Origin of the sequence: Amycolatopsis palatopharyngis (genome assembly GCF_003385185.1) — a bacterium.
GTDB lineage: Bacteria > Actinomycetota > Actinomycetes > Mycobacteriales > Pseudonocardiaceae > Amycolatopsis > Amycolatopsis palatopharyngis.
The window spans coordinates 45,604-66,601 of the sequence record NZ_PQHZ01000001.1; the positions used below are offsets into that span (position 1 = coordinate 45,604).

The 20,998-nt window shown below is 68.1% G+C and carries 18 protein-coding genes; 6 read left to right on the forward strand and 12 right to left on the reverse strand.

The genetic code is table 11. The annotated features are described in order from the left end of the window. Positions 1–3 precede the first annotated feature (3 nt). Both D0C15_RS00215 and D0C15_RS00220 read left to right on the forward strand, forming a co-directional pair. Complete coding sequence (locus D0C15_RS00215; RefSeq protein ID WP_116040364.1) at positions 4–1,179, forward strand: acyl-CoA dehydrogenase family protein; 1,176 nt, start codon at positions 4–6, stop codon at positions 1,177–1,179. Then, complete coding sequence (locus D0C15_RS00220) at positions 1,176–2,387, forward strand: CaiB/BaiF CoA transferase family protein (protein ID WP_116040365.1); 1,212 nt, start codon at positions 1,176–1,178, stop codon at positions 2,385–2,387. The genes D0C15_RS00215 and D0C15_RS00220 overlap by 4 nt, the downstream gene beginning before the upstream one ends. Before the next feature lie 66 nt (positions 2,388–2,453). On the opposite strand, the gene D0C15_RS00225 is transcribed toward D0C15_RS00220, so the two are convergent. From D0C15_RS00225 to D0C15_RS00260, 8 genes are read right to left on the reverse strand one after another with little or no spacing between them, the layout of a single operon-like run. Beyond that, positions 2,454–3,644 carry an acyl-CoA dehydrogenase family protein gene (locus D0C15_RS00225; protein WP_116040366.1) on the reverse strand — a complete coding sequence of 397 codons (1,191 nt, stop codon included), beginning with the start codon at positions 3,642–3,644 and terminating at the stop codon, positions 2,454–2,456. Beyond that, on the reverse strand, positions 3,641–4,852 hold the full coding sequence (locus D0C15_RS00230) for an acetyl-CoA C-acetyltransferase (protein ID WP_116040367.1): 1,212 nt from the start codon (positions 4,850–4,852) through the stop codon (positions 3,641–3,643). Before D0C15_RS00230 ends, D0C15_RS00225 begins: the two co-directional genes overlap by 4 nt. Next, the gene (locus D0C15_RS00235) at positions 4,845–5,762 is read right to left on the reverse strand and encodes an HTD2 family dehydratase (protein ID WP_116040368.1); all 918 of its coding nucleotides are present in this window, start codon (positions 5,760–5,762) and stop codon (positions 4,845–4,847) included. Before D0C15_RS00235 ends, D0C15_RS00230 begins: the two co-directional genes overlap by 8 nt. A gap of 5 nt (positions 5,763–5,767) precedes the next feature. Beyond that, positions 5,768–6,508 carry a 3-oxoacyl-ACP reductase FabG gene (fabG, locus tag D0C15_RS00240; RefSeq protein ID WP_116040369.1) on the reverse strand — a complete coding sequence of 247 codons (741 nt, stop codon included), beginning with the start codon at positions 6,506–6,508 and terminating at the stop codon, positions 5,768–5,770. A gap of 4 nt (positions 6,509–6,512) precedes the next feature. Next, a complete protein-coding gene (locus tag D0C15_RS00245) occupies positions 6,513–7,676 on the reverse strand; it encodes an acyl-CoA dehydrogenase family protein (RefSeq protein WP_116040370.1) in 1,164 nt (387 codons plus the stop codon). Beyond that, positions 7,673–8,503: an HpcH/HpaI aldolase/citrate lyase family protein gene (locus D0C15_RS00250; RefSeq protein WP_116040371.1), complete on the reverse strand. Its 831-nt coding sequence runs from the start codon at positions 8,501–8,503 to the stop codon at positions 7,673–7,675. Before D0C15_RS00250 ends, D0C15_RS00245 begins: the two co-directional genes overlap by 4 nt. Next, positions 8,500–9,738: a CoA transferase gene (locus D0C15_RS00255; RefSeq protein WP_116040372.1), complete on the reverse strand. Its 1,239-nt coding sequence runs from the start codon at positions 9,736–9,738 to the stop codon at positions 8,500–8,502. The genes D0C15_RS00250 and D0C15_RS00255 overlap by 4 nt, the downstream gene beginning before the upstream one ends. Beyond that, the gene (locus D0C15_RS00260; RefSeq protein ID WP_162829854.1) at positions 9,735–10,523 is read right to left on the reverse strand and encodes an enoyl-CoA hydratase/isomerase family protein; all 789 of its coding nucleotides are present in this window, start codon (positions 10,521–10,523) and stop codon (positions 9,735–9,737) included. Before D0C15_RS00260 ends, D0C15_RS00255 begins: the two co-directional genes overlap by 4 nt. A gap of 177 nt (positions 10,524–10,700) precedes the next feature. Here D0C15_RS00260 and D0C15_RS00265 point away from each other — a divergent pair, with 177 nt between their 5' ends. Both D0C15_RS00265 and D0C15_RS33875 read left to right on the forward strand, forming a co-directional pair. Next, complete coding sequence (locus tag D0C15_RS00265) at positions 10,701–11,423, forward strand: GntR family transcriptional regulator (protein WP_116040374.1); 723 nt, start codon at positions 10,701–10,703, stop codon at positions 11,421–11,423. Positions 11,424–11,579: 156 nt separating this feature from the next. Then, a complete protein-coding gene (locus D0C15_RS33875) occupies positions 11,580–14,159 on the forward strand; it encodes an alkaline phosphatase D family protein (protein WP_162829855.1) in 2,580 nt (859 codons plus the stop codon). Positions 14,160–14,261: 102 nt separating this feature from the next. Here D0C15_RS33875 and D0C15_RS00275 read toward each other — a convergent pair whose 3' ends face one another. After that, on the reverse strand, positions 14,262–15,152 hold the full coding sequence (locus tag D0C15_RS00275; protein ID WP_116040375.1) for an endonuclease/exonuclease/phosphatase family protein: 891 nt from the start codon (positions 15,150–15,152) through the stop codon (positions 14,262–14,264). Between the two features lie 151 nt (positions 15,153–15,303). Here D0C15_RS00275 and D0C15_RS00280 point away from each other — a divergent pair, with 151 nt between their 5' ends. Further along, positions 15,304–15,834, forward strand: coding sequence for a GNAT family N-acetyltransferase (locus D0C15_RS00280; protein ID WP_116040376.1), 531 nt, complete (start codon positions 15,304–15,306; stop codon positions 15,832–15,834). Between the two features lie 81 nt (positions 15,835–15,915). Here D0C15_RS00280 and D0C15_RS33880 read toward each other — a convergent pair whose 3' ends face one another. Together D0C15_RS33880 and D0C15_RS00290 are read right to left on the reverse strand one after the other, a co-directional pair. Continuing rightward, positions 15,916–16,335, reverse strand: coding sequence for a hypothetical protein (locus tag D0C15_RS33880; protein ID WP_162829856.1), 420 nt, complete (start codon positions 16,333–16,335; stop codon positions 15,916–15,918). Positions 16,336–16,847: 512 nt separating this feature from the next. Beyond that, positions 16,848–17,345, reverse strand: coding sequence for an Lrp/AsnC family transcriptional regulator (locus tag D0C15_RS00290; protein WP_116040378.1), 498 nt, complete (start codon positions 17,343–17,345; stop codon positions 16,848–16,850). Between the two features lie 131 nt (positions 17,346–17,476). Here D0C15_RS00290 and D0C15_RS00295 point away from each other — a divergent pair, with 131 nt between their 5' ends. Further along, positions 17,477–19,786: a transketolase-like TK C-terminal-containing protein gene (locus D0C15_RS00295; protein ID WP_116040379.1), complete on the forward strand. Its 2,310-nt coding sequence runs from the start codon at positions 17,477–17,479 to the stop codon at positions 19,784–19,786. A gap of 75 nt (positions 19,787–19,861) precedes the next feature. Here D0C15_RS00295 and D0C15_RS00300 read toward each other — a convergent pair whose 3' ends face one another. Further along, a complete protein-coding gene (locus D0C15_RS00300; RefSeq protein ID WP_116040380.1) occupies positions 19,862–20,995 on the reverse strand; it encodes an adenosine deaminase in 1,134 nt (377 codons plus the stop codon). Positions 20,996–20,998: the final 3 nt, after the last annotated feature.

The window sequence follows — 20,998 nt, forward strand, 5'->3', positions numbered from 1 at the left end:
GATATGACAGTTGCTACGCAGGTGACCGCTGCCGATTTCGACGACATCCGGATCCAGGTCCGCAGCTTCGTCCGGGACCGGGTGATGCCGCGCGAGACGGAGATCATGGACCTCGACGCCATTCCGGACGATCTCCGGAACACGGCCGCGGCGATGGGCCTGTTCGGCTACGCCATCCCCCAGGAGTGGGGTGGCCTCGGGCTCGACCTCACCCAGGATGTCGAGCTGGCGATGGAGCTGGGCTACACATCGCTGTCCCTGCGCTCGATGTTCGGGACCAACAACGGCATCGCCGGGCAGGTGCTGGTCAACTTCGGCACCGACGAGCAGAAGGCCGAGTGGCTCGAGCGGCTCGCCTCCGGTGATGTCGTGGCCTCGTTCGCCCTCACCGAGTCCGGCGCGGGATCCGATCCTTCCGGACTGCGGACCAAGGCCGTCCGGGATGGCGAGGACTGGGTCATCAGCGGGGAAAAACGCTTCATCACCAACGCCCCGATCGCCGATCTCTTCATCGTCTTCGCGCGCACCGGGCAGGCGGAGCAGAACGGGGCGGGCATCGCCGTGTTCCTCGTTCCGGCGGACTCCCCCGGCGTCGGAGTCGGCATCAAGGACCGCAAGATGGGACAGGAGGGTGCCTGGACCGCCCCGGTGCACTTCGACGACGTACGGGTGCCCGCCACCGCGCTGGTCGGCGGCGACGAGCAGGTGGGTTACCGAGCCGCGATGAGCTCGCTGGCGCGGGGGCGCGTGCACATCGCCGCACTCGCGGTCGGCGCGGCGCAACGGGCTCTGGACGAGTCCGTGGCCTACGCGGCCGCCGCCACGCAGGGCGGGACCCCCATCGGGGAGTTCCAGCTCGTCCAGGCGATGCTCGCCGACCAGCAGACCGGGGTGATGGCCGGACGTTCCCTGGTGCGCGACACCGCACGGCAATACCACTCAGGGGAGGACCGCCGGATCGCTCCTTCGGTCGCCAAGCTGTACTGCACGGAGATGGCAGGTAAGGTCGCCGACCTCGCCGTGCAGATCCATGGCGGCACCGGATACATGCGCGAGGTGCCGGTCGAGCGGATCTACCGTGAGGTGCGGCTGCTCCGCCTGTACGAGGGCACCAGCGAGATCCAGCGGCTGATCATCGGCAACGGACTGGTCAAGGCGGCACGGAAGGCGGCTCGGTGAACGCGGGAGCGCAGGCGGAGGACACCGGCGAACTACCGCTCGAGGGTGTTCTCGTGGTGGCGCTGGAGCAGGCCGTCGCCGCTCCGCTCGCCACCCGTCACCTCGCCGATCTCGGTGCCCGCGTCATCAAGATCGAGCGCATCGGCGAGGGCGACTTCGCCCGCGACTACGACGGCGCCGTCAACGGCCTCGCCTCGCATTTCGTCTGGCTCAACCGCTCCAAGGAATCGGTCTGCGTCGACCTCAAGTCGGCGGAGGGACTGGCCCTCGTCCGGTCGCTGCTCGGCAAGGCCGACGTCTTCGTGCAGAACGCCGCCCCTGGCGCGGCCGGGCGCCTCGGGCTCGACAGCGCGGAGTTACGCGCCGAGCACCCCGGACTGGTCGTCGTGAACATCTCCGGATACGGCAGCCACGGCCCGATGCGCGACCGCAAGGCCTACGACATGCTGATCCAGGCCGAGACCGGGCTCATCTCCGTCACCGGAACCCCGGAAACGGCCACGAAGACCGGTGTCCCGAGCGCCGACATCGCCGCCGGGCTCTACGCGTGCAACTCGGTCCTCGGTGCGCTGTTCCGCCGGGAGCGGACCGGACACGGGGCGACCATCGACGTCTCGATGTTCGACGCCACAGTGGAATGGCTCGGCCATCCCATGTACATGCGAATGTATGCGGAGCAACAGATTCCGCGAATGGGCCTGAGCCACGCCTCGATCGCGCCGTACGACGCGTACCCCACCAAGGACGGGCAGATACTCATCGGGGTGCAGAACGATCGGGGTTGGCGCAGGCTCGTCACGGAGGTCTTCGAGCATCCCGAGCTCGCCGACGATCCACGGTTCCAGACCAACGTGCTGCGCGTCGCGCACCGCGCGGAATGCGACTCGGCGGTGGCCGACCACACCAGCACCTGGTCCACAGAGGAACTCGGGCAGCGCCTGGCCGAGGCCGGGATCCCGGCGGCACAGCTCAACGACATGGCCGGCCTGATCGACCATCCCCAGTTGTCGTCGCGCGACCGCTGGCGTGAGGTGTCGACCTCGGCTGGGCCGATCAGGGCGGTGCTGCCGCCGATGACGTACCGGGACGTGGAGCTGCGGATGGACGAGGTACCCGCGCTCGGACAACACACCGGGTCGGTGCTCGCCGAACTCGGCCTGCCCGCCGACGAGGTCGATGAACTGCGGCGCAGGCACGTCGTGCAGTAGCCGGCTCGGGCCCGGCGTCGACGTACTCCATGTACTCCATGTCGACGCCGGGCCCGGGCAGGCAGATCAGCGCAGCGGGTGCTCCTCGAGCAGCCGCCTGCCGATGATCATGCGCTGGATGTCGGCGGTGCCCTCGCCGATGAGCAACATCGGCGCTTCCCGGTAGAGCCGTTCGATCTCGTACTCCTTCGAGTACCCGTAGCCACCGTGGATCCGGAACGAGTCCTCGACGACCTGAGCGCAGTACTCCGACGCGAGGTACTTCGCCATCCCCGCCTCGAGATCGTTGCGCAGTCCGGAGTCCTTGGTACGAGCGGCCCGCACCATCATCTGGTGCGCCGCCTCGACCTTGCTGCCCATCTCGGCGATGCGGAACAACACCGCCTGGTGATCGGCGATCCGCTTGCCGAACGTCTCCCGTTGCTGGGCGTACCGCACCCCGAGCTCGAACGCCCGCCAGGCGACGCCACAACCGCGGGCTGCGACGTTGACACGACCGACCTCCACCCCGTCCATCATCTGGTAGAAACCGCGGCCGGGCTCGCCACCGAGCACCTGGTCCGCGCCGATCTCGAAGTCGTCGAAGACCAACTCGGTGGTGTCGACGCCCTTGTAGCCCATCTTCTCGATCTTGCCCGGCACGGTGAGTCCCGGCCGCACCTCACCGAAGCCCGCCGGTTTCTCCACGAGGAACGTGGTCATGTTCCGATACACCGAGTCGTCCCCGGTCTCGGTCTTGACCAGCGCGGCGACCAAAGTGGAGGAGGCGCCGTTGGTGAGCCACATCTTCTGGCCGTTGATCACATAACCGTCGCCACGCGGGGTGGCCTTCGTCCTGATCGCCGACACGTCCGAGCCGCAGCCCGGTTCGGACATGGAGAAGGCGCCCCGGATCTCACCGGTCGCCATGCGCGGCAGGTAATACTCCTTCTGGGCCTCGGTGCCGTGACGCATCAGCATGTACGCCACGATGAAGTGGGTGTTGACGATGCCCGAGACGCTCATCCAGCCTCGGGCGATCTCCTCGACGACGAGCGCGTAGGTCAGCAGCGACTCGCCGAGCCCGCCGTACTCCTCGGGAATCGTCAGGCCGAACAGCCCGAGTTCGCGCATTCCTTCGACGATCTCGGTCGGGTACTCGTCCGCGTGCTCGAGTTCCGTCGCCACCGGAATGATCTTCTCGTCGACGAACGCGCGGACGGTCTTGAGGATGTCCTGCTGGATCTCGGTCAGTCCTTCGGTCGCACACAGGCTCATGCGACACGCTCCCAGACTGCGGCGAGGCCCTGGCCGCCGCCGATGCACATGGTGGTGAGTCCGTAGCGGCCCTCGCGGCGGGTCAGCTCACGGGCGAGCGTGCCGAGCATCCTGGTGCCGGTTGCGCCGACGGGATGCCCGAGTGAGATGCCGGAACCGTGCACATTGGTGCGCTCGAGGTCGGCTTCGGTGAACTTCCAGTCGCGCATCACGGCGAGCGCCTGTGCGGCGAACGCCTCGTTGAGCTCGATCAGGTCCATATCGGCCATCGTGAGGCCCGCCCTGCCCAGCGCCTTCTCCGTGGCGGGGACCGGGCCGATGCCCATGATCTTCGGCGGCACTCCGGCCACCCCCCAGGACACGAGCCGGGCCAGCGGGCGCAGGCCGGCGCGCTCGGCGTGTTCCGGGGTGGTGACGATGCACAGGGCGGCGGCGTCGTTCTGTCCGCTGGCGTTGCCCGCCGTCACCGTGGCATCCGGGTCCTGGGAGCCCAGTACCGGCTTGAGCTTGCCCAGTGTCTCCATCGAGGCGTCCGCGCGCGGGTGCTCGTCGGTGTCGATGACACTGTCGCCGCCCCGGCCGCTCACCGTGGTCGGAATGATCTCCTCGGCGAACACTCCGGACCGCTGGGCCGCGACCGCGCGCTGGTGCGAGGTCACCGCCAGCCGGTCCTGCTCATCACGAGGAATCGAGTAGGCACGGCGCAGATTCTCCGCGGTCTCGAGCATCCCGCCCGGCACCGGGTGGAGCCTTCCGCCCGCCGTGCTGCGGGCCCGGACGAGGCCGTCGTGGACCTGCACGCCGGTCCTGGCCCCGCCCCAGCGCATGTCCACGGAGTAGAAGGCCGCGTTGCTCATGCTCTCGGTACCGCCCGCGACGACGACATCGTTGGCCCCGGTCTGCACGGCCATGACGGCGTTGATCACCGACTGCAGGCCCGAACCACACCGCCGGTCGAGGTGCTGGCCCCCCACCGTTACAGGCAGGCCCGCGTCCAGCGCCACCACCCTGCCGATGGCGGGAGCCTCGCTGTTGCCGTTGCAGTGACCGAGAATCACGTCCTCGATGGAATCCGGGTCGATCCCCGTTCGCTCGATCAGTCCGTTGAGCGCGGTGACGCCGAGTTCGACGGCGGTGACGTTCTTGAACATGCCGCCGTACCGGCCGACGGGGGTGCGTACGGGTTCGCAGATCACTGCGTCACGCATGGCTGCTGCCTTTCTCGTTACGGGCGAAGGAGACGTTCATGCTGCTGCGAGCAGTACCCGCAGCGGGGTCCGCGACGGAACTCTCGAACACTCCGAGTTCGAGGGATTCGTCATCGTTTTCTGCCGTGCGGCGCAGCCGCGCGGGCTGCCCGCAGAACAAGGGGGCCAGGTTGCGGTGGCTCAGCCGCTCGACCCGGTCCGCCGGACGTTCGAGGCGCACCATCTCGGCGAGCGCGAGGGTCATCAGCGGGCCGTGCACCACGAGGCCCGGATAGCCCTCGATCGTGGTCGCGTACGGCCAGTCGTAGTGGATCCGGTGCAGGTTCGCGGTGGCCGCGCTGAACCGCATGAGCAATGTGGGATCGGTGGTGAAGTTCCACGTCCAGTCCCGCACCTGGGCGAGCGGACTACCGGCGGGTGTGAAGCCTGCGGCGGACAACCGGGACTCGTCGTGATCGCGCGCCGCGGCGGGCGGCGCCGCTTCCCGGTAGATGATGTCCTGTCGCTCCTCGAGCACGAGCCTGCCGCGGGAGTCGGAGAACGACGTCTCGACCACCACGATCACCAGCGAGCCCGAGCGTCCGGTTTTCTCGCTGACCGACGCCACGCACGCCTCGCGGCGAACCACGGCGCCGACCGCGATGGGCCGGTGCAGATGTGCGGTTCCGCCCGCGAACATGCGCCGAGGCAGGGCCACAGGTGGCAGGAAAGTGCCTCGGCGCGGGTGCCCGTCGCTCCCGGTCTCGGTGGAGGCAGGCCAGCGCGGCAGGGCGACCCAGTGCCACAACGGTGGCAGGTCGCCGCCGGGTGGCACCGCGGAGATGCCGTCGTCGAAGAGGGCAGACAACATCTCCACAGGCCCGGGCTCGACCACCTCTTCGGTGACGAGGGTGTGCGGCTTCCAGATCATCGGAGCTACATGAACCTTCCGCCGGTGACCTCGGCGACCGTCCCCGTCATGTACGAGGACAACTCCGAGGCGTAGAACAACACCACCGACGCTACTTCCCCCGGCTCCCCCGCCCGCTGCATGGGGATCTCGTTCATCTTCTGGTCCCACGCCTTCTGCGGCATGGCCTCGGTCATCGCGGACCGGATGAGTCCGGGTTGGACGGCGTTGACCCGCACACCGTGATGAGCCATCTCCTTGGCTGCCGCTTTGGTCAGTCCGACGATTCCCGCCTTCGCCGCGGAGTAGTTGGTCTGCCCGACCATGCCGACCTTTCCGGACAGTGAGGAGATGTTGACGATGGAGCCCGACTTCTGTTCGCGCATGATCGCCGCCGCACACCGGGTGCCGTTCCAGCAGCCTTTGAGATGCACACCGATGACCTGGTCGAACTGCTCCTCGGTCATCTTCCGCATGGTCGCGTCCCTGGTGATTCCGGCGTTGTTCACCACGACGTCGAGCGATCCGAAGGTGTCCACGGCACTTCGCAGCATCCGGTCCACGTCGCCGGCATTGACGACGTCGCAGCGCACCGCGGTGGCGACCTCGTCACCGCCGAGTTTTCCGGCGGCGTCGCGCGCGTTGTCCAGGTCGAGGTCACCGATGACCACGCGGGCCCCCTCGGCGACCGACGCCTCCGCGATCGCGAAGCCGATCCCCTGTGCGCCTCCGGTGATGACCACCGTCTTTCCGTCCAGCAGTGCCATGTCCTCAGATACCTCCGTTGGTCTTGTCCCGGGCGATGAGCTGCGCGGCGATCACGTTCCGCTGGATCTCGTTGGTGCCTTCGCCGAGGATCATCAGCGGGGCATCGCGGAAGTACCGTTCCACCTCGAACTCCTTCGAGAAACCGTGGCCACCGTGCACACGCATCGCATCGAGCGCCACCTGCATGGCCGCCTCCGAGGAGAACAACTTGGCCATACCCGCCTCGAGATCGGCGCGCACACCTTCGTCCACGCGTCGCGCCGCGTCGAGGGTCAGCAGGCGGGATGCCTTCACCTTCGTCGCCATGTCGGCGAGCAGGTTGCCGACCGACTGGTGCTTCCAGATCGGTTTGCCGAACGACTCCCGTTCCTGGGCGTACCGCAGCGCGTCGGCGAAGGCGGCCTGGGCCACACCCACCGCCCGCGCGGCCACCTGGATACGCCCGACCTCCAGACCTCGCATCATCTGGGCCCAACCGTCACCGGCGGCCCCGCCGAGGACGGAGGTGGCGGGCACCCGCATGTCGGTGAAGGCCAACTCGCAGGCCTCGACACCACGGTAGCCGAGCTTGGGGAGGTTCTTCGACACCTCCAGCCCGTCCCCCGGTTCGACGAGCAGCACGCTCATCCCCTGGTGTGCGGGTGATGCGTCGCGATCCGTCCTGCACAACAGGGCGATCAGATCAGAGTGACGCGCGTTCGAGATCCAGGTCTTCGATCCGTTGATCACCAGGTCGTCGCCGTCGGCGACGGTGAACGTGCGCATCGCCTGCAGGTCACTGCCGCCGCCTGGTTCGGTCAGCGCCATCGTCGCCCGCACCGTGCCCCGCGCCATCGACGGCAGGTAGGTGTCCTGTTGCTCAGGAGTGCCGAAGGTCTTGATCAGATACGTGACCACGGAGTGTCCGCCGATGGCGCCGGCGAGGCTCATCCACCCGCGTGCCAGTTCCTCGGTGACCCTGGCGAAGCAGGCGGTGCTCACATCGACACCACCGTGCTCGGCGGGCACCAGCAGGCCGAAGAAGCCGAGTTTCTTCATCTCCTCGATGAACTCCTCGGGGTAGGCGTCCACCGCTTCGAACTCCCGTACCCGCGGCCGCACGCGCCGGTCCACGAAATCGCTCACCATCGCGACGATCTCGCGTTCGTCCTCGTTGAGTTCGCTCACCGGATTGTCACCTCACTTCCACTTCTCAGGATTCGTCGCGCCCGCTCCACGACCGGTCGATCGATCATCTGCCCGTTCACGACACTCACACCGTCATCGCCTGCCGATTCGAGAATGCTCGTCGCCCAGGCGATCTCGGCGTCCTCCGGTCGCATCGCCTCGTCCACAGTGGATACCTGTCGTGGATGGATGCACAACTTTCCGGAGAAGCCGAGTCTTCTGCCGTGCTCGGCGTCGTCGCGAACCCGTGCCAGGTCGTCCACCGCCGCGGTCACGCCGTCCATCGGTGGTGCGATGCCTGCCGCCGCGGAGGCGAGCACGAGCGCGCCGCGGGCAGGGGCCATGGCGAGCCGGTCGTCGGGAGACACGCCCAGTTGCGCGGCGAGGTCGAAGCTGCCGAACACCAGCCGCGCCACCCCGTCGACCGCGGCGATCTCCGGGGCCCGCAGGACACCGTGCGCCGTCTCCACCAGCGCCAGCAGACGAGAGGAGGTCGCGAGCGAGGCCGCGAGGTCCCGTAGTGCCTCCGGGTGCTCCGCCTTGGGTACCAGCACAACACACTCGTGAGCGGACACGGCGGCGACGTCCTCGGCGTACCAGCGCGTGCCGGCGGCGTTGACCCGGACAGCACAGGTGTTTCCCTCGGCGAGCCAGCGCGCGACATGGTCGCGGGCCGCCTGCTTCTCGGCGGCGGGCACCGCGTCCTCGAGGTCGAGCACGACCAGGTGGGCACCCGACGCCGAGGCCTTGGGGAAACGTTCCGGGCGGTTACCCGGGACGAACAGCGCTGTCCTGGCCAGGTCCAGTTGTTCGGCGAGTCCGATCATGGGTGTTGCCTCCCCGAGTTCGCCCGCACGACTCCTCCGTCGTGCAGGCGGCCGATCTCGACCTGTGACAGGCCGAGTACCCCGGACAGGACCGTCTCGGTGTCCGCTCCGAGCGTCGGCGCGGGACTGGGACGGCCGACGGACTCTTCCCACCGCAGCGGGTTCGCCGAAGCCAGCATGGCACCGACTCCGGGCTGGTCGACTTCGGCGACGACCGAGTCCCCGTCCTCGCGGGCGAGGTGCACGGCGTCGAGCATGCTCCGGTACGGCCCCCACAGGACCCGTGCCCTGTCGAGCTCCTGACTGACCTCATGCAACGGGCGTCCGGCGAACCAGGGACGAAGGATCGCCGCGATGGTCTCCCTGAGCCGATAGCGGTCCGCCTCGTTGTTCAGGTCGACGTCCAACGACGTCTCGAGTGCCTCGAACACGCGTGAGGTGCCGGTCACCCGGCACAGTGCGTGCCACTGCCCCTCGGTGAGGGCGACGACCATCACCCTGCATCCGTCCGATGTGGAGAAATCGACGCCGAAGCTGCCGTACACGTGATTGCCGTGCCTGGGGCGGGCGGCGCCCGCGAGTTCCGCCTCCGCGAGCCAGCCAAGGCTGCCCACCGCGGACAACGCGACGTCGGCGAGGGCGAGGTCGATGCGCGATCCCTCCCCGGTGACGTCGCGCCGGTGCACGGCGGCCAGCACACCGGTCGCCGCGGTCATGCCGGTGAGCAGATCCCATGCGGGCAGGACCTGGTTCACCGGGGCGCCCGCGTTCTCCGGTCCGGTCATGTCGGGTATGCCGACACCGGCGTTGACGGTGTAGTCGACGGCCGGGCTGCCGTCGGCGTGGCCCTGCACGTGGACGTGGATCATGTCCGCCCGGCGCGACCTCAGGTCCTCGTAGTGCAGCCGGGCACGCCCGACCATGTTGTCGAGGAAGATCCCGGACTCCGGGCCGGGGGCCGTCACCAGCTCCGTCAGGAGTTCGCGCCCTGCTGGAGTCCGGAAGTCGATGGTGACCGAGCGCTTGCCCTTGTTGAGGTTCGCCCAGTACAGGCTCGCCCCCCGGGGATCGACCGGCCAGCGCTGGTAGTCACTGCCACCGCCGGGCAGGTCGACGCGGATCACCTCGGCGCCGAGTTGCGCCAGGGCCATACCGCCGGACGGTCCTGCCACAAAGGTGGCGCTCTCCACGACGCGCAGGCCGTCCAGCGGGGTGTCGAACCGGGTATCGCTCATGTGAAATCGGGATTCCTCTTCTCGACGAAGGCGGCGCGGCCTTCCGCGGCGTCACGGCCGTGTCCGGCCAGGGCGACCGCCACGAGTTCTTCCCGCAGGAAGCCGGTGAGTTCGGTGCCCTGCCCGCGGTGGGCGAGCGATTTGGTCAGGGCGTTGCTCTCCCCAGGGCCGAGCGCGAGCCGGGCCGCGATCTCCAGCGCACTGCTCGTCGCCTCGCCGTCGGGGACGAGATGGCTGACCAGGCCGAGTTCCAGCGCCTCCGGCGCAGGCAGGCGTTCGGCCAGCAGGAGGTATCGCATGGCGCGCTGGTGGCCGAGTGCTTTCGGCAGCTGCCAGGCGATACCGGCGTCCGCCACCAGGCCGCGCAGGGCGAAGGGCGACTGAAAGAACGCCGCCCTGCCAGCCACCACCAGATCGCACGCGAGTACGAGGCCCCAGGCGGCGCCGAGTGCGTACCGCTCGACGGCGGCGATCACCGGGGCGTTCATGGCGACGAGCCCGCGGATCACCTCGTGCCCGGCCGCGAGCCGCTGCGCCGGTGCCATCAGGTGAGATTCCGGGCCCGGCATCGAGCGCACGTCCCCGCCCGCGGAGAAGAAACTGTCTCCACCGGTGAGCACCACCGCCCTGACGTCTTCCCGGCCCACCGCGCGCACGGCATCGAGCAGCTCGTGCCAGGCCTGTTCGTCCAGCGCGTTGCGCACCTCAGGACGGTCCAACCGGATGGTGGCGACCTGGTCGCTGCCGACCTGCCAGTGCACGGCTTCGGCGGCGGTCATCGGCATGTGAACTCCAACCTCGTCGTTCGAGTACGCGTCCATGCATCATGTAAACAAAATATATTATGCATGAGCGGGTACGATACGTGAAGGTCGTCACCCACCGAGCCCAGGCGCTGGCGGGCGCCGCACCCCTGCCGTAAGGGCCGGTCGGGTTCACAGTGAGTAGTAAGGTTCAGCAGCATGAGTCAGCCTTCGAGCACGACGTCCGGCAACCGCGACGGGCGAAGTTCGCCTCGTTTGTCTCGCACCCGTCTCAGTGACGAAGCCGCGAAGTACGTGCGGGAGTTGATCATGTCGGGCCAGCTGCGCCCCTCGGAATTCGTGCGCATCGACAAGATCGCCGACGAACTCGGCATCAGTGTCACCCCGGTTCGCGAAGGACTGCTGGCCCTGCACGGCGAGGGTGTTCTCCGGCTGGAGCCACGGCGTGGATTCATGGTCGCGGAACTGACCGCGGCGGACGTCCGGGACCTCTTCTGGGTGCAGGCCCAACTCGAGGGCGAACTCGTCGCGCGTGCGACGAAGAACCTGACCGACGACGAACTCGCGGAGCTCGATCAGACCCAGCACGAACTCGCCCAGGCCCTGGAAGAACAACGTGTGGAGGACGTGGAGCGGCTGAACCGTCATTTCCACCGCACCCTCAACCGCGCGGGAGACTCCCCCAAGCTCAGCTGGTTCCTCGCCCAGTCAGTCCGCTATGCACCGAGCCGCTTCTACCATCGGATCGGCGGCTGGGCACAGTCCTCTGTGAACGATCACTGGCCGATCCTGGAGGCGCTGAAGGCCCGCGACCCTGAGGCGGCCCGGGAGGCAATGCGCAACCACATCGTGAACGCGGGCGATCTGCTCGGCCGCCATGTCGACGACCTGCCGGGGGGAAACCACCGTACAGATCGGTGAGGTTCCGTGATCGGCCTCGCGCAGTCGCCTCCCTGGCACCGAAACGGAACACCGGATAGTGGGTTCACCCGTTGGTGGATCCAGTGACATCCTGCGGATGCCTCGCCAAGGCATGGTCACCTCCTGACATTGGACATTACGGTCGTGGAGGATGCGATGCCCGCAGTCAGTGGAGACACCGGTAGCCAGTTCGGTCGCAGACGCTTTCTGGAACTCGGTGGAGTGAGCGCGGCCGCGCTCCTGGTGGGCACCGGTGCGATGCACAGCGGCAGCGCCCGCGCGGTGCCCCCGGCTCTCGGTGAGTTGTTCACACTCGGCGTGGCCTCCGGGGACCCGCTTCCGGACGGGGTCGTGCTGTGGACACGGCTGGCACCGGACCCACTGGCCGCCGACGGCAGCGGAGGTATGCCTGCCGAGCCGTTCGCGGTGCGGTTCGAGGTCGCCGAGGACGAACGGTTCGATCGGATCGTCCGGCGCGGGGCCGTCGAAGCCACCCCCGAACTGGGGCACAGCGTGCATCCCGAGGTCTCCGGGCTGCGGCCGGGCCGCGAGTACTTCTACCGCTTCAAGGCCGGCTCCGCGGTCAGCCCGGTCGGGCGGACCAGGACCGCACCCGCCGCGGGCGCTCGGGTGGACAAGATCACCTTCGGCCTCGCGTCGTGTCAGGCGTGGACCGGTGGCAGGTACGCGGCCTATCGGCACATGGCCGCCGACGACCTCGATTTCGTCGTCCACGTCGGTGACTACATCTATGAGGGAGGCGGCACCCGCTCGCTTGCCGACTTCCGGGTGCTGCACGCCCGGTACAAGTCCTCCCCGGACCTTCGCGCCGCGCACGAGGCCTTCCCGTTCGTCATGACCTTCGACGACCACGAGGTGGACAACAACTGGGCGGGCGACGTGCCCCAGGACTCCACCCCGAGTTTCCTCGAACTGCGGGCGAACGCGTTCCAGGCCTACTACGAGCATCTCCCGCTGCGCATCGGCGCCCGGCCCTCCAGTGCGGACATGGCACTGCACCGGTCACTGACCTTCGGCGACCTGCTCTCGCTCACCGTGCTGGACACTCGCCAGTACCGCAGCGACCAGGCCGAGGGCCGCTTCATCGCGCCACGCGACCCGGGGGCGCTCGACCCGGCTCAGACGATGACCGGTCCGGAGCAGGAACGCTGGCTGTTCGACACGCTCGCCGGGTCGAAGACACGGTGGAACGTCGTCGCCCAGCAGACGATCATGGCCTTCTACGACTACGACACCGGCGACGGCGTCAGCATCAACCACGACCAGTGGGACGGCTACGCCGCCGCCCGCGACCGGCTGTTCGATTTCATCTCCGCGAAACGTCCGTCCAATGTGGTGGTCGTGTCCGGTGACTGGCATTCTTCGTGGGTCAACGACCTCAAGGCCGACTTCACGAACCCGGCGTCGGAGACCCTGGCCACCGAGTTCGTCGGCACATCGATCAGTTCCGGGTGCGGCTGGCGGGACAGTGTGGCCGCGGCACTCGACGTCAACCCGCACGTGAAGTTCTTCGACGGGGATTTTCGCGGCTACACCCGCTGCACGGTGACCCCCCAGGAGTGGCGTACCGACATCCGGGTGGTGAACGCACCGGGCGATCCTGCTGGGCCCGCCTTCACCCTGGCGTCGTTCGCCGTCGCCGACGGAGTCGCTGGAGCGCGCAGGATCGACGACGCGGGTGACGGGGTCGCGGGCAGGGTCACCGACGGTACAGACGGTGCGCCGCTGGCGAACGTCGTGGTTGAGGCGCGTTCCACGGACGGCAGGGTCGTCAGCGGCCGCACCACCAACGCGGACGGCGAGTACCGGCTGCTCGTAGAACCAGGCACGTACGACGTGATCGCGACCGCGGGTTGCTACCAGAACTCGAAGCGGAATGTCACGACCCGGGCAGGAGAGCAGTCGCGGATCGAGTTCGCGCTACCCCGGATCACCGGCGCCGCGGCGGGAACAGGTAAGCGGCTCGCCGGCTCGCTGGCCCAGGCCAGCGCCTCGGACATCGTGATCGAGAACGCGGCGCTGGCTCTGGCGGTGGCGGCGGTGACCGAGGACGGACAACTTCTGGGCACCACGCGCGGCAAGGTCCTCGATATGGCGATCCGCGGGCAGGCCGACCAGCTCGACTGGATCAATCTGACCTACGCCTCGGCGGCGCAACCCGCTGGCACCGAGGCCTGGCAACAGGTCACCGTCCTCAACGACAGTGTCAGCGTGGTCGAGAAGGGCCCGCAGCGCGCTGTGGTTCGCGCGAGCGGGTCCTCCACCGACTTTCCGGCACTGACCGTGACCACGACCTACACCCTCGAGCCGGACAAGCCGTGGGTCATGGCCGAGTCGGTCTTCCGCAACACGGGTACCGACACGATCTCGGCCTGGCTCGGTGACGCCATCGACCATGACGGCGGCGGGCAACGCAGCGGGATCGCCGGACACGGCACGATCACCACGTCGTACGGCAACCCCCGGCAGTACACACCGACCGAACCGTGGATCGGGATGACCGGAACCGATCCGCAGACCTATGGCCTCATCTACGACGCGAACCCGTCCGGTCTGGTGGCCCTCGCGACAGGAAACTGGGTGATGAGCGCACTCCCAGCCGAGCTGGCGCCGGGCGCCGAGCTGGCCCTCAACCGCAGAATCGTCGCGGTGGACAACGGCGGAGCAGCTGATCCGTTCGCCGCCCTGTCGCAGCTCTACCGCGAAGGCCGGTGATCTCCGGCCGGTCCGGCTGACCATCCGCGTTTTCCCGGGAAAGCGCGTCCCCGCGCCAGGTCTCGCACTTTCCCGGGAAAGTGCGAGACCTGGCGCGGCTGGTCAGGACCTCTGCCCGCCGCCCGCGCCGGGCAGCAGAACCTCAGCGCGCACCGGAAGGTGGTCGGAGCCGTCACTGGTCACGACGGTGGCAGACCGCGTACCGATATCGGCTGACGTCAGGATGTAGTCGATACGACGGTCCGGCGCCTGGCTGGGATACGTCCATCCCTCGCCACTGCCACCCGCTTCCCAGGTGTCCACCAGCCCTTCGAGGAGCGTGCGAATCTCGGGGGCGTCCGGCAGGGCGTTGAGGTCGCCGAGCAAGATGGCGGGCTCGTCTCGCTCCGCGATCAGCTGCTTGATCGCCTGTGCCTGCTCGAGGCGTTCGGCCGCGTCGTTGTGCTGCAGGTGCGTGTTGTAGATCTGGGCGACAGTGCCCCGGACGACGATTCGCGCACGCAGGAGGCCCCGTTGCTCGTGGCCCTCGTACTTCGGCAGCGAGATGTTCTCGGAATCGAGGATCGGCACGGCGCTGAGGATCGCGGTGCCGTACTGCCGTCGAGGCTGGCCCGCTTCGACCGGGTCGCGGTCGAGGTTCGCGCCGTAGACGGCGTGCATGTCCAACGCGTCGGCGAGCCAGGCGGCCTGATCGACGAACTCACTGCGCTCCGACCAGTGCCGGTCGACCTCCTGCAGTGCGAGGACGTCCACGCGCGCGGTCTTGACCACGTCGGCGATCCGGCGGAGATCGAGGCGGCCGTCGACGCCGGCACCGTGATGGATGTTGAAGCTCATAACGGTCAGGTCGCGTTCAGGAGATGATCCCGATGCCGTAGCGGCACCGATCACCCCACTCAGGGCGAATATTGCGACGGCCAGAACACTCGCGATTCGACGGAGGCGCACAGCTACGTTCCCTTCGGTGACACCAGCGGGTCCGCCGATCCTCATCCGGGAGAATGACCGCCGGATGAATTCACGCCGATCGCCTCCGCAACATTGACGAAGCGTGCGAGTAACTCCGTGCGCGGCCCCGCCGCCGGAAAGACGAGCCTCGGGTGAGGGATTCGATCCTGACCGATAGACGCGTAGCGTGTCCGATATGGCTGAACTGCTGCAGACCGATCGTGTCAGTGTGCGGGACTGGACGCCTGACGATGCCGAAGCCGCGTTCGCTGTCTACGGGGACACACAGGTCACTCACTGGCTCACCCCTGCGATGCACCAGGTACACGATATCGCCGCGATGCGCTCAGTGCTGCAGGCGTGGGCCGAGGCGCAGCCGAACCTGCTCCCGCCGCGCGGGCGGTGGGCGATCGAACGGCGTACCGACGGACAGGTCATCGGCGGTCTGGGGATTCGGCTGCTGCCACCCTACGAGGAAGACCTCGAGCTGAGCTGGCAATTGCGTGCCGACGCCTGGGGGCAGGGTTATGCCACGGAATCGAGTATCGCACTCGTTCGCTGGGCGTTCACCCAGGACGTCGACGAGCTGTTCGCGGTGGCACGGCCGAGCAATGAGCGTGCTATCGCGACCGCGAAACGCATCGGGATGAGCTGGGTCGGCGAGACCACCAAGTACTACAACCTGAGACTGCAGGTTTTCCGGATCCGCCACAGCGATTTCGACTGACCGATCGGCAGCCCAGAGGGGTGCGGATCTCACCGTTGCCGTCCGGCTGGCAGCCGCGGGCCGCCACACGGCCCCGGCTGCTCACGGCCGTGGCAGAAGCGCGGCGATCTCGGCCACCGTGTCGAGGTCATCCGCGCTGAACTCCCCCGTCAGCGTCTCGGTCTCGGCGACGGTTAGCACGGTCCGGGTCCGGTCCAGCCGGGAGTCGTAGTTGTGCCCGCTGAACTGGATGCCGGCCGCGCCGATGAGTTCGCCACCCAGCGGCGCGATGTCCCCGGTCGCGTGCACGTCCATGAGGTCCTGGAACTGTCTGGTCTGCGCCCGAGTACGAAAGGCGACCCAGGCCACCGAAACCACCACCGAGGCTTTTCCGTCACCAATCGTGAACAGCATCCGATTCAGGGATGTACAACGGGTGCGGACGAGGAACCGCCGCACATCGCCGAACGAATGGCTGACACATTCCGCGTGCTCCCTGGCCGTCTTTCTCAGGGTGCGCATACCCAGGCGACTCCATGCCTCTTCGGGCCTCCCGGCGCGGGCCGACCTCTTGCTGTCGGCCTTGCGCGCCATCAGATTCTTGCCCACGCTCGAGCTCGTGCCGCTGCCCAGCGAACCGGCCGTACCCCCGACACCACCAGTGGTCGCGCCGAAGGCGACCACTCCGGCCGTGGCAACCGCCGCCAAGCCCTTTTTCGAAGTGAATCGGCCCTTTTTGTCACGCGGCTGACTGTTCCCCGCCATTCTTGACGTCCCTCCCCAGATTCGCCCCCTCGATGATCACAGTCGCGGGCGAGAAAAGTCGTCGTCCGGTCAGAGACCCCCTATATGGACCAACCGCCGCGCCGGCAGCGGAATCGCGGCTGCGATACGTCCGAGCCGACGGCGACGCCCCCAAGGTCCCGATCGCGCGTTCTGGATGGCCCTCGAGACGGGCTGCGTCACGCGGGTGCGACAGTGAGCCGCCCGCCGTTGCCGTCAGCGACGGCGACCAGTCCTGTGCTGCGGGCCCTCTACCGAGGTGGTTCGGGTGGGCTCGTCTTGGCCGTCTGCCGGAGCAACGGTGTGATGCGGTAGTCCACGAGTTCGCGCATCACCAGGGCGGTGTTGGTGCGTTCGACCCCAGGGATGGCGAGAATGCGGCCTGCGATGCGGTAGAGGTCGTCGGCGTCACGGGCGACGACCTGGATCATCAGGTCGACCGGCCCGGAAATGCCCTGTACCTGCAGCACCTCGGGGACGTCGGCGAGAGCGGCGGCGACTTCGTCCAGCAACCGCTGGGTGACCTGTGCGGTAATGAACGCGGCCAGCGGGTGTCCCAGCGCGGCCGGCGAGATCCTGCGCTCGAACGAATCGAGGGCATCCTTCTCCAGTCGCCCGAGCCGGGAGTGGACGGTGTTGCGGGAGACTCCGACTCGGTCGGCGACCGCGAGGGTGGTCGCGCGCGGGTGCTCGGCCAGCGCGAGCAGGATGCGCGCGTCGACCACATCAACGGTTCCGTCATCGGGCATTGTGCTTACCTCTTCACCGATCCGAGGCCCACGATTGCGCAGAATGCTCAACTTCGGGCGGGGGTGTTGAGAATCAGTCCAGCAGATTGCTTCACTGTGAGCAACCTGCACCCCGGATCGAGGACGGCCCGATGAGCGACCCTGTCACCGGCACACCCGCCACCGACGTACTACACGCCGTGGAGGACCGGGTGCTGTGGCTGTCCAGCGCGATCATCCACCACGCCAACCGGGTACGCCCCAATCCCTCTGGTCTCAAGGTGGGCGGGCATCAGGCCTCGTCGGCGTCGATGGTCTCGATCATGACCGCGCTGTGGTTCCACCACCTGCGTGCCGAGGACCGGGTGTCGGTGAAGCCGCACGCCTCGCCGGTGATGCACGCGATCAACTATCTGCTCGGCCGTCTCGACGCGTCCTATCTGCCACGACTGCGCGAGTACGGCGGGCTGCAGAGCTACCCCAGTCGCACCAAGGATCCCGATCCGGCCGACTACTCCACCGGCTCGGTCGGAATCGGGGCCACCGCGCCGATCTGGGGCGCGATCTCCCGCCGCTACGTCGACACCGCGTTCGGCGGCGCCGGAACCGGTCGCCAGTACTCTCTGGTCGGCGACGCCGAACTGGACGAGGGCGCCGTCTGGGAGGCCGTGCTCGATCCCGGCGTCGCCGACCTCGGTGAGGTCGTCTGGATCGTCGACCTCAACCGTCAATCGCTGGATCGGGTCGTCCCGAACATCGCCGCGGACAAACTGCAGGGCATGTTCGCCGCCGCGGGCTGGCAGGTCATTCCACTCAAGTACGGACGCCTGCTGGAGGAGCTGTTCACCCGGCCAGGCGGCCCGGATCTGCGCCAGCGCATCGACGTCATGACCAACCCTGAGTACCAGCGGCTGCTGCGCTGCGACGCCGAAGAACTCCGCCACCGTCTTCCCGGGGACGGCCCCGCAGCCGCGATGATCACCGACCTGCTCGGGGGCATCGACGACGCGACCCTGGTGGAGGCGATCGCCAACCTCGGTGGTCACGACCTGGCCGCACTCGACGACGCGTTCGACGCCATCGACGACACCCGCCCCACGGTCATCTTCGCCTACACCGTCAAGGGGTACGGCCTGGCCACCAAGGGGCATCCGCAGAACCACTCCGCCCTCCTCACCGACCCGCAGCTGCGCGAGCTCGCCGACCGTGTCGGCACCGACCTCGACGACCCGTGGCAACTCTTCCCCGAGGGCGGTCCCGAACACGAACTCTGCCAAGCGACCGCGAAACGCCTGCACCGTCCCGAGATCCCGAACGCCACTCCCCCGGCGATTCCCGCCGACTTCGGCCGCACTCCGGCAGGCACCGCCACCACCCAGGCAGCGCTCGGGCGGGCACTGCTCGACCTCACCAGGGACGCGCCGGACGCGGCCCGGCGCGTCGTCACCGTCAGTCCCGACGTCAGCTCCACCACCAACCTCGGCGGTTGGGTCAACAAGGTCGGCGTGTGGTCGGCACGCGAACGGCAGGACTGGTTCGCCGACGACGCCGAGACCATCCTGCACTGGCGCGAGAAACCGACCGGCCAGCACATCGAACTCGGCATCGCCGAGGTCAACCTCGTCAGCCTCATCGGCGAACTCGGCGCCACCTGGAGCCGCTGGGGCGAGCCGCTGCTGCCCATCGGCGTGCTCTACGACCCGTTCGTCGAGCGGGCCCTGGAACCGTGGTCCTACGGGATCTACGCGGGCGGGCAGTCCATCCTCATCGGCACCCCCTCCGGGGTGTCACTGGCCCCGGAGGGCGGCGCGCACCAGTCGATCAAAACCCCGTCGATCGGGTTGGAACAACCGGACTGTGTCACCTACGAACCCGCGTTCGCCCTGGACACGGAATGGGCGCTGCTCGCGAGTCTCGCGCAACTGGGCAAACCCGGCGGCTCGTCGGCCTACCTGCGGCTGTCCACCCGCCCGGTCGACCAGACACTGGCCGTCGTGCCCACCGACCCTGCCGCCCGCGAACACCGCCGCGGGCAGGTCGTCGCGGGCGCATACCTGCTGCGCCACACCGAAAGCCCGAAGGTGACCATCGCCGCGATGGGTGCTGTCGTCTCGGAGGCGCTCGCCGCCGCTTCCCGGTTGGAGCGGATCGGGGTGGCGGCCGACGTCGTCTGCGTGACCAGCCCCGACCTGCTCTACCGCGCGGTACGGGCCCGGCAGGGCCACGAACAGGCGCCGTCCTGGATCCTCGACCAGGTCTTCCCCGCCGACCGTGCCACCCCGCTGGTCACCGTCCTGGACGGGCACCCGCACACACTCTCCTTCCTGGCCACGATCAACCGCGTGGCCACCACAGCGCTCGGTGTGACCCGGTTCGGGCAGTCCGGCTCGCTGGAGGACGTCTACCGCCATCACGGCCTCGACACCGACAGCATCGTCCGGGCCGCCCTCGACCTCAGCTGAACATCCCCGTGTTCATCCACCACCTGGTCCGGCCGGTCTTCGGTCCTCACAGGCCGGCTCCGACCCGTTTCACGGTCAGACCAGGACGGCGTCGTGATCGGCGACTCGGCCGAAGAGCGCCTCCGAACGCAGAGCCGCGTATCCGGGCTTGATCACCTCGTTGATCAGCGCGAGCCGCTGGTCGAATGGGATGAAGGCCGATTTCATCGCATTGACGGTGAACCACTGGAGGTCATCGAGGTCGTAGCCGAACTGGCCGGCGAGGCGGTCGAACTCGTTCGTCATCGACGTCTGGCTCATCAGCCGGTTGTCGGTGTTCACGGTGACGCGGAAATGCAGCCGCCGCAGCAGGGCGATCGGATGTGTCGCCAGCGAGGTGACCGTGCCCGTGTGCAGGTTCGAGCAGGGGCACATCTCCAGCGGGATGCGCCGGTCGCGGACGAACGAGGCCAGCCTGCCTAGCGTGGCGGTGCCGTCCTCGGCGATCTCGATGTCGTCGACGATGCGTACGCCGTGCCCCAGCCTCGCCGCGCCGCACCACTGGATGGCCTCCCAGATCGACGGCAGCCCGAAACCTTCACCCGCGTGGATGGTGAAATGGCAGTTCTCGCGCCGCAGGTACTCGAAGGAGTCCAGGAAGCGGGTGGGTGGGAAGCCCGCCTCTGGCCCCGCGATGTCGAAGCCGACCACACCGGCGTCGCGGTACCGCACCGTCAGTTCCGCGATCTCCTTCGCCCGGCTCTGCTGACGCATCGCGCACAACAGCAGGCCGATGCGAATCCGGCGGCCCGTCTTTGCGGCGTGCGCCGCGCCGCGGTTGAACCCGTCGAGGATCGCCTCCACGACCTCGTCCAAGGTCAGGCCGCGCTGCGTGCTCAGCTCCGGTGCGTACCGGACCTCGGCGTAGACGACGCCGTCGGCGGCGAGGTCCTCGACGCATTCCGCGGCGACCCGGCTGATCGCGTCGGCGGTCTGCATGACACCGACGGTGTGCGTGAAGCGTTCCAGGTACTCCTCAAGCGAACCGGCGTCGGCCGCTGCGGCGAACCACTTGGTTATTCCGTCCACATCGGAGGCCGGGAGTGCGTCATAACCGGTCTGCTCGGCCAGTTCCAGCACGGTCGAAGGTCGTAGTCCACCATCGAGATGGTCGTGGAGCAGCACCTTCGGTGCGCGCTGGATCTGGTCGGATGTCGGTACGTCCTGCACGGA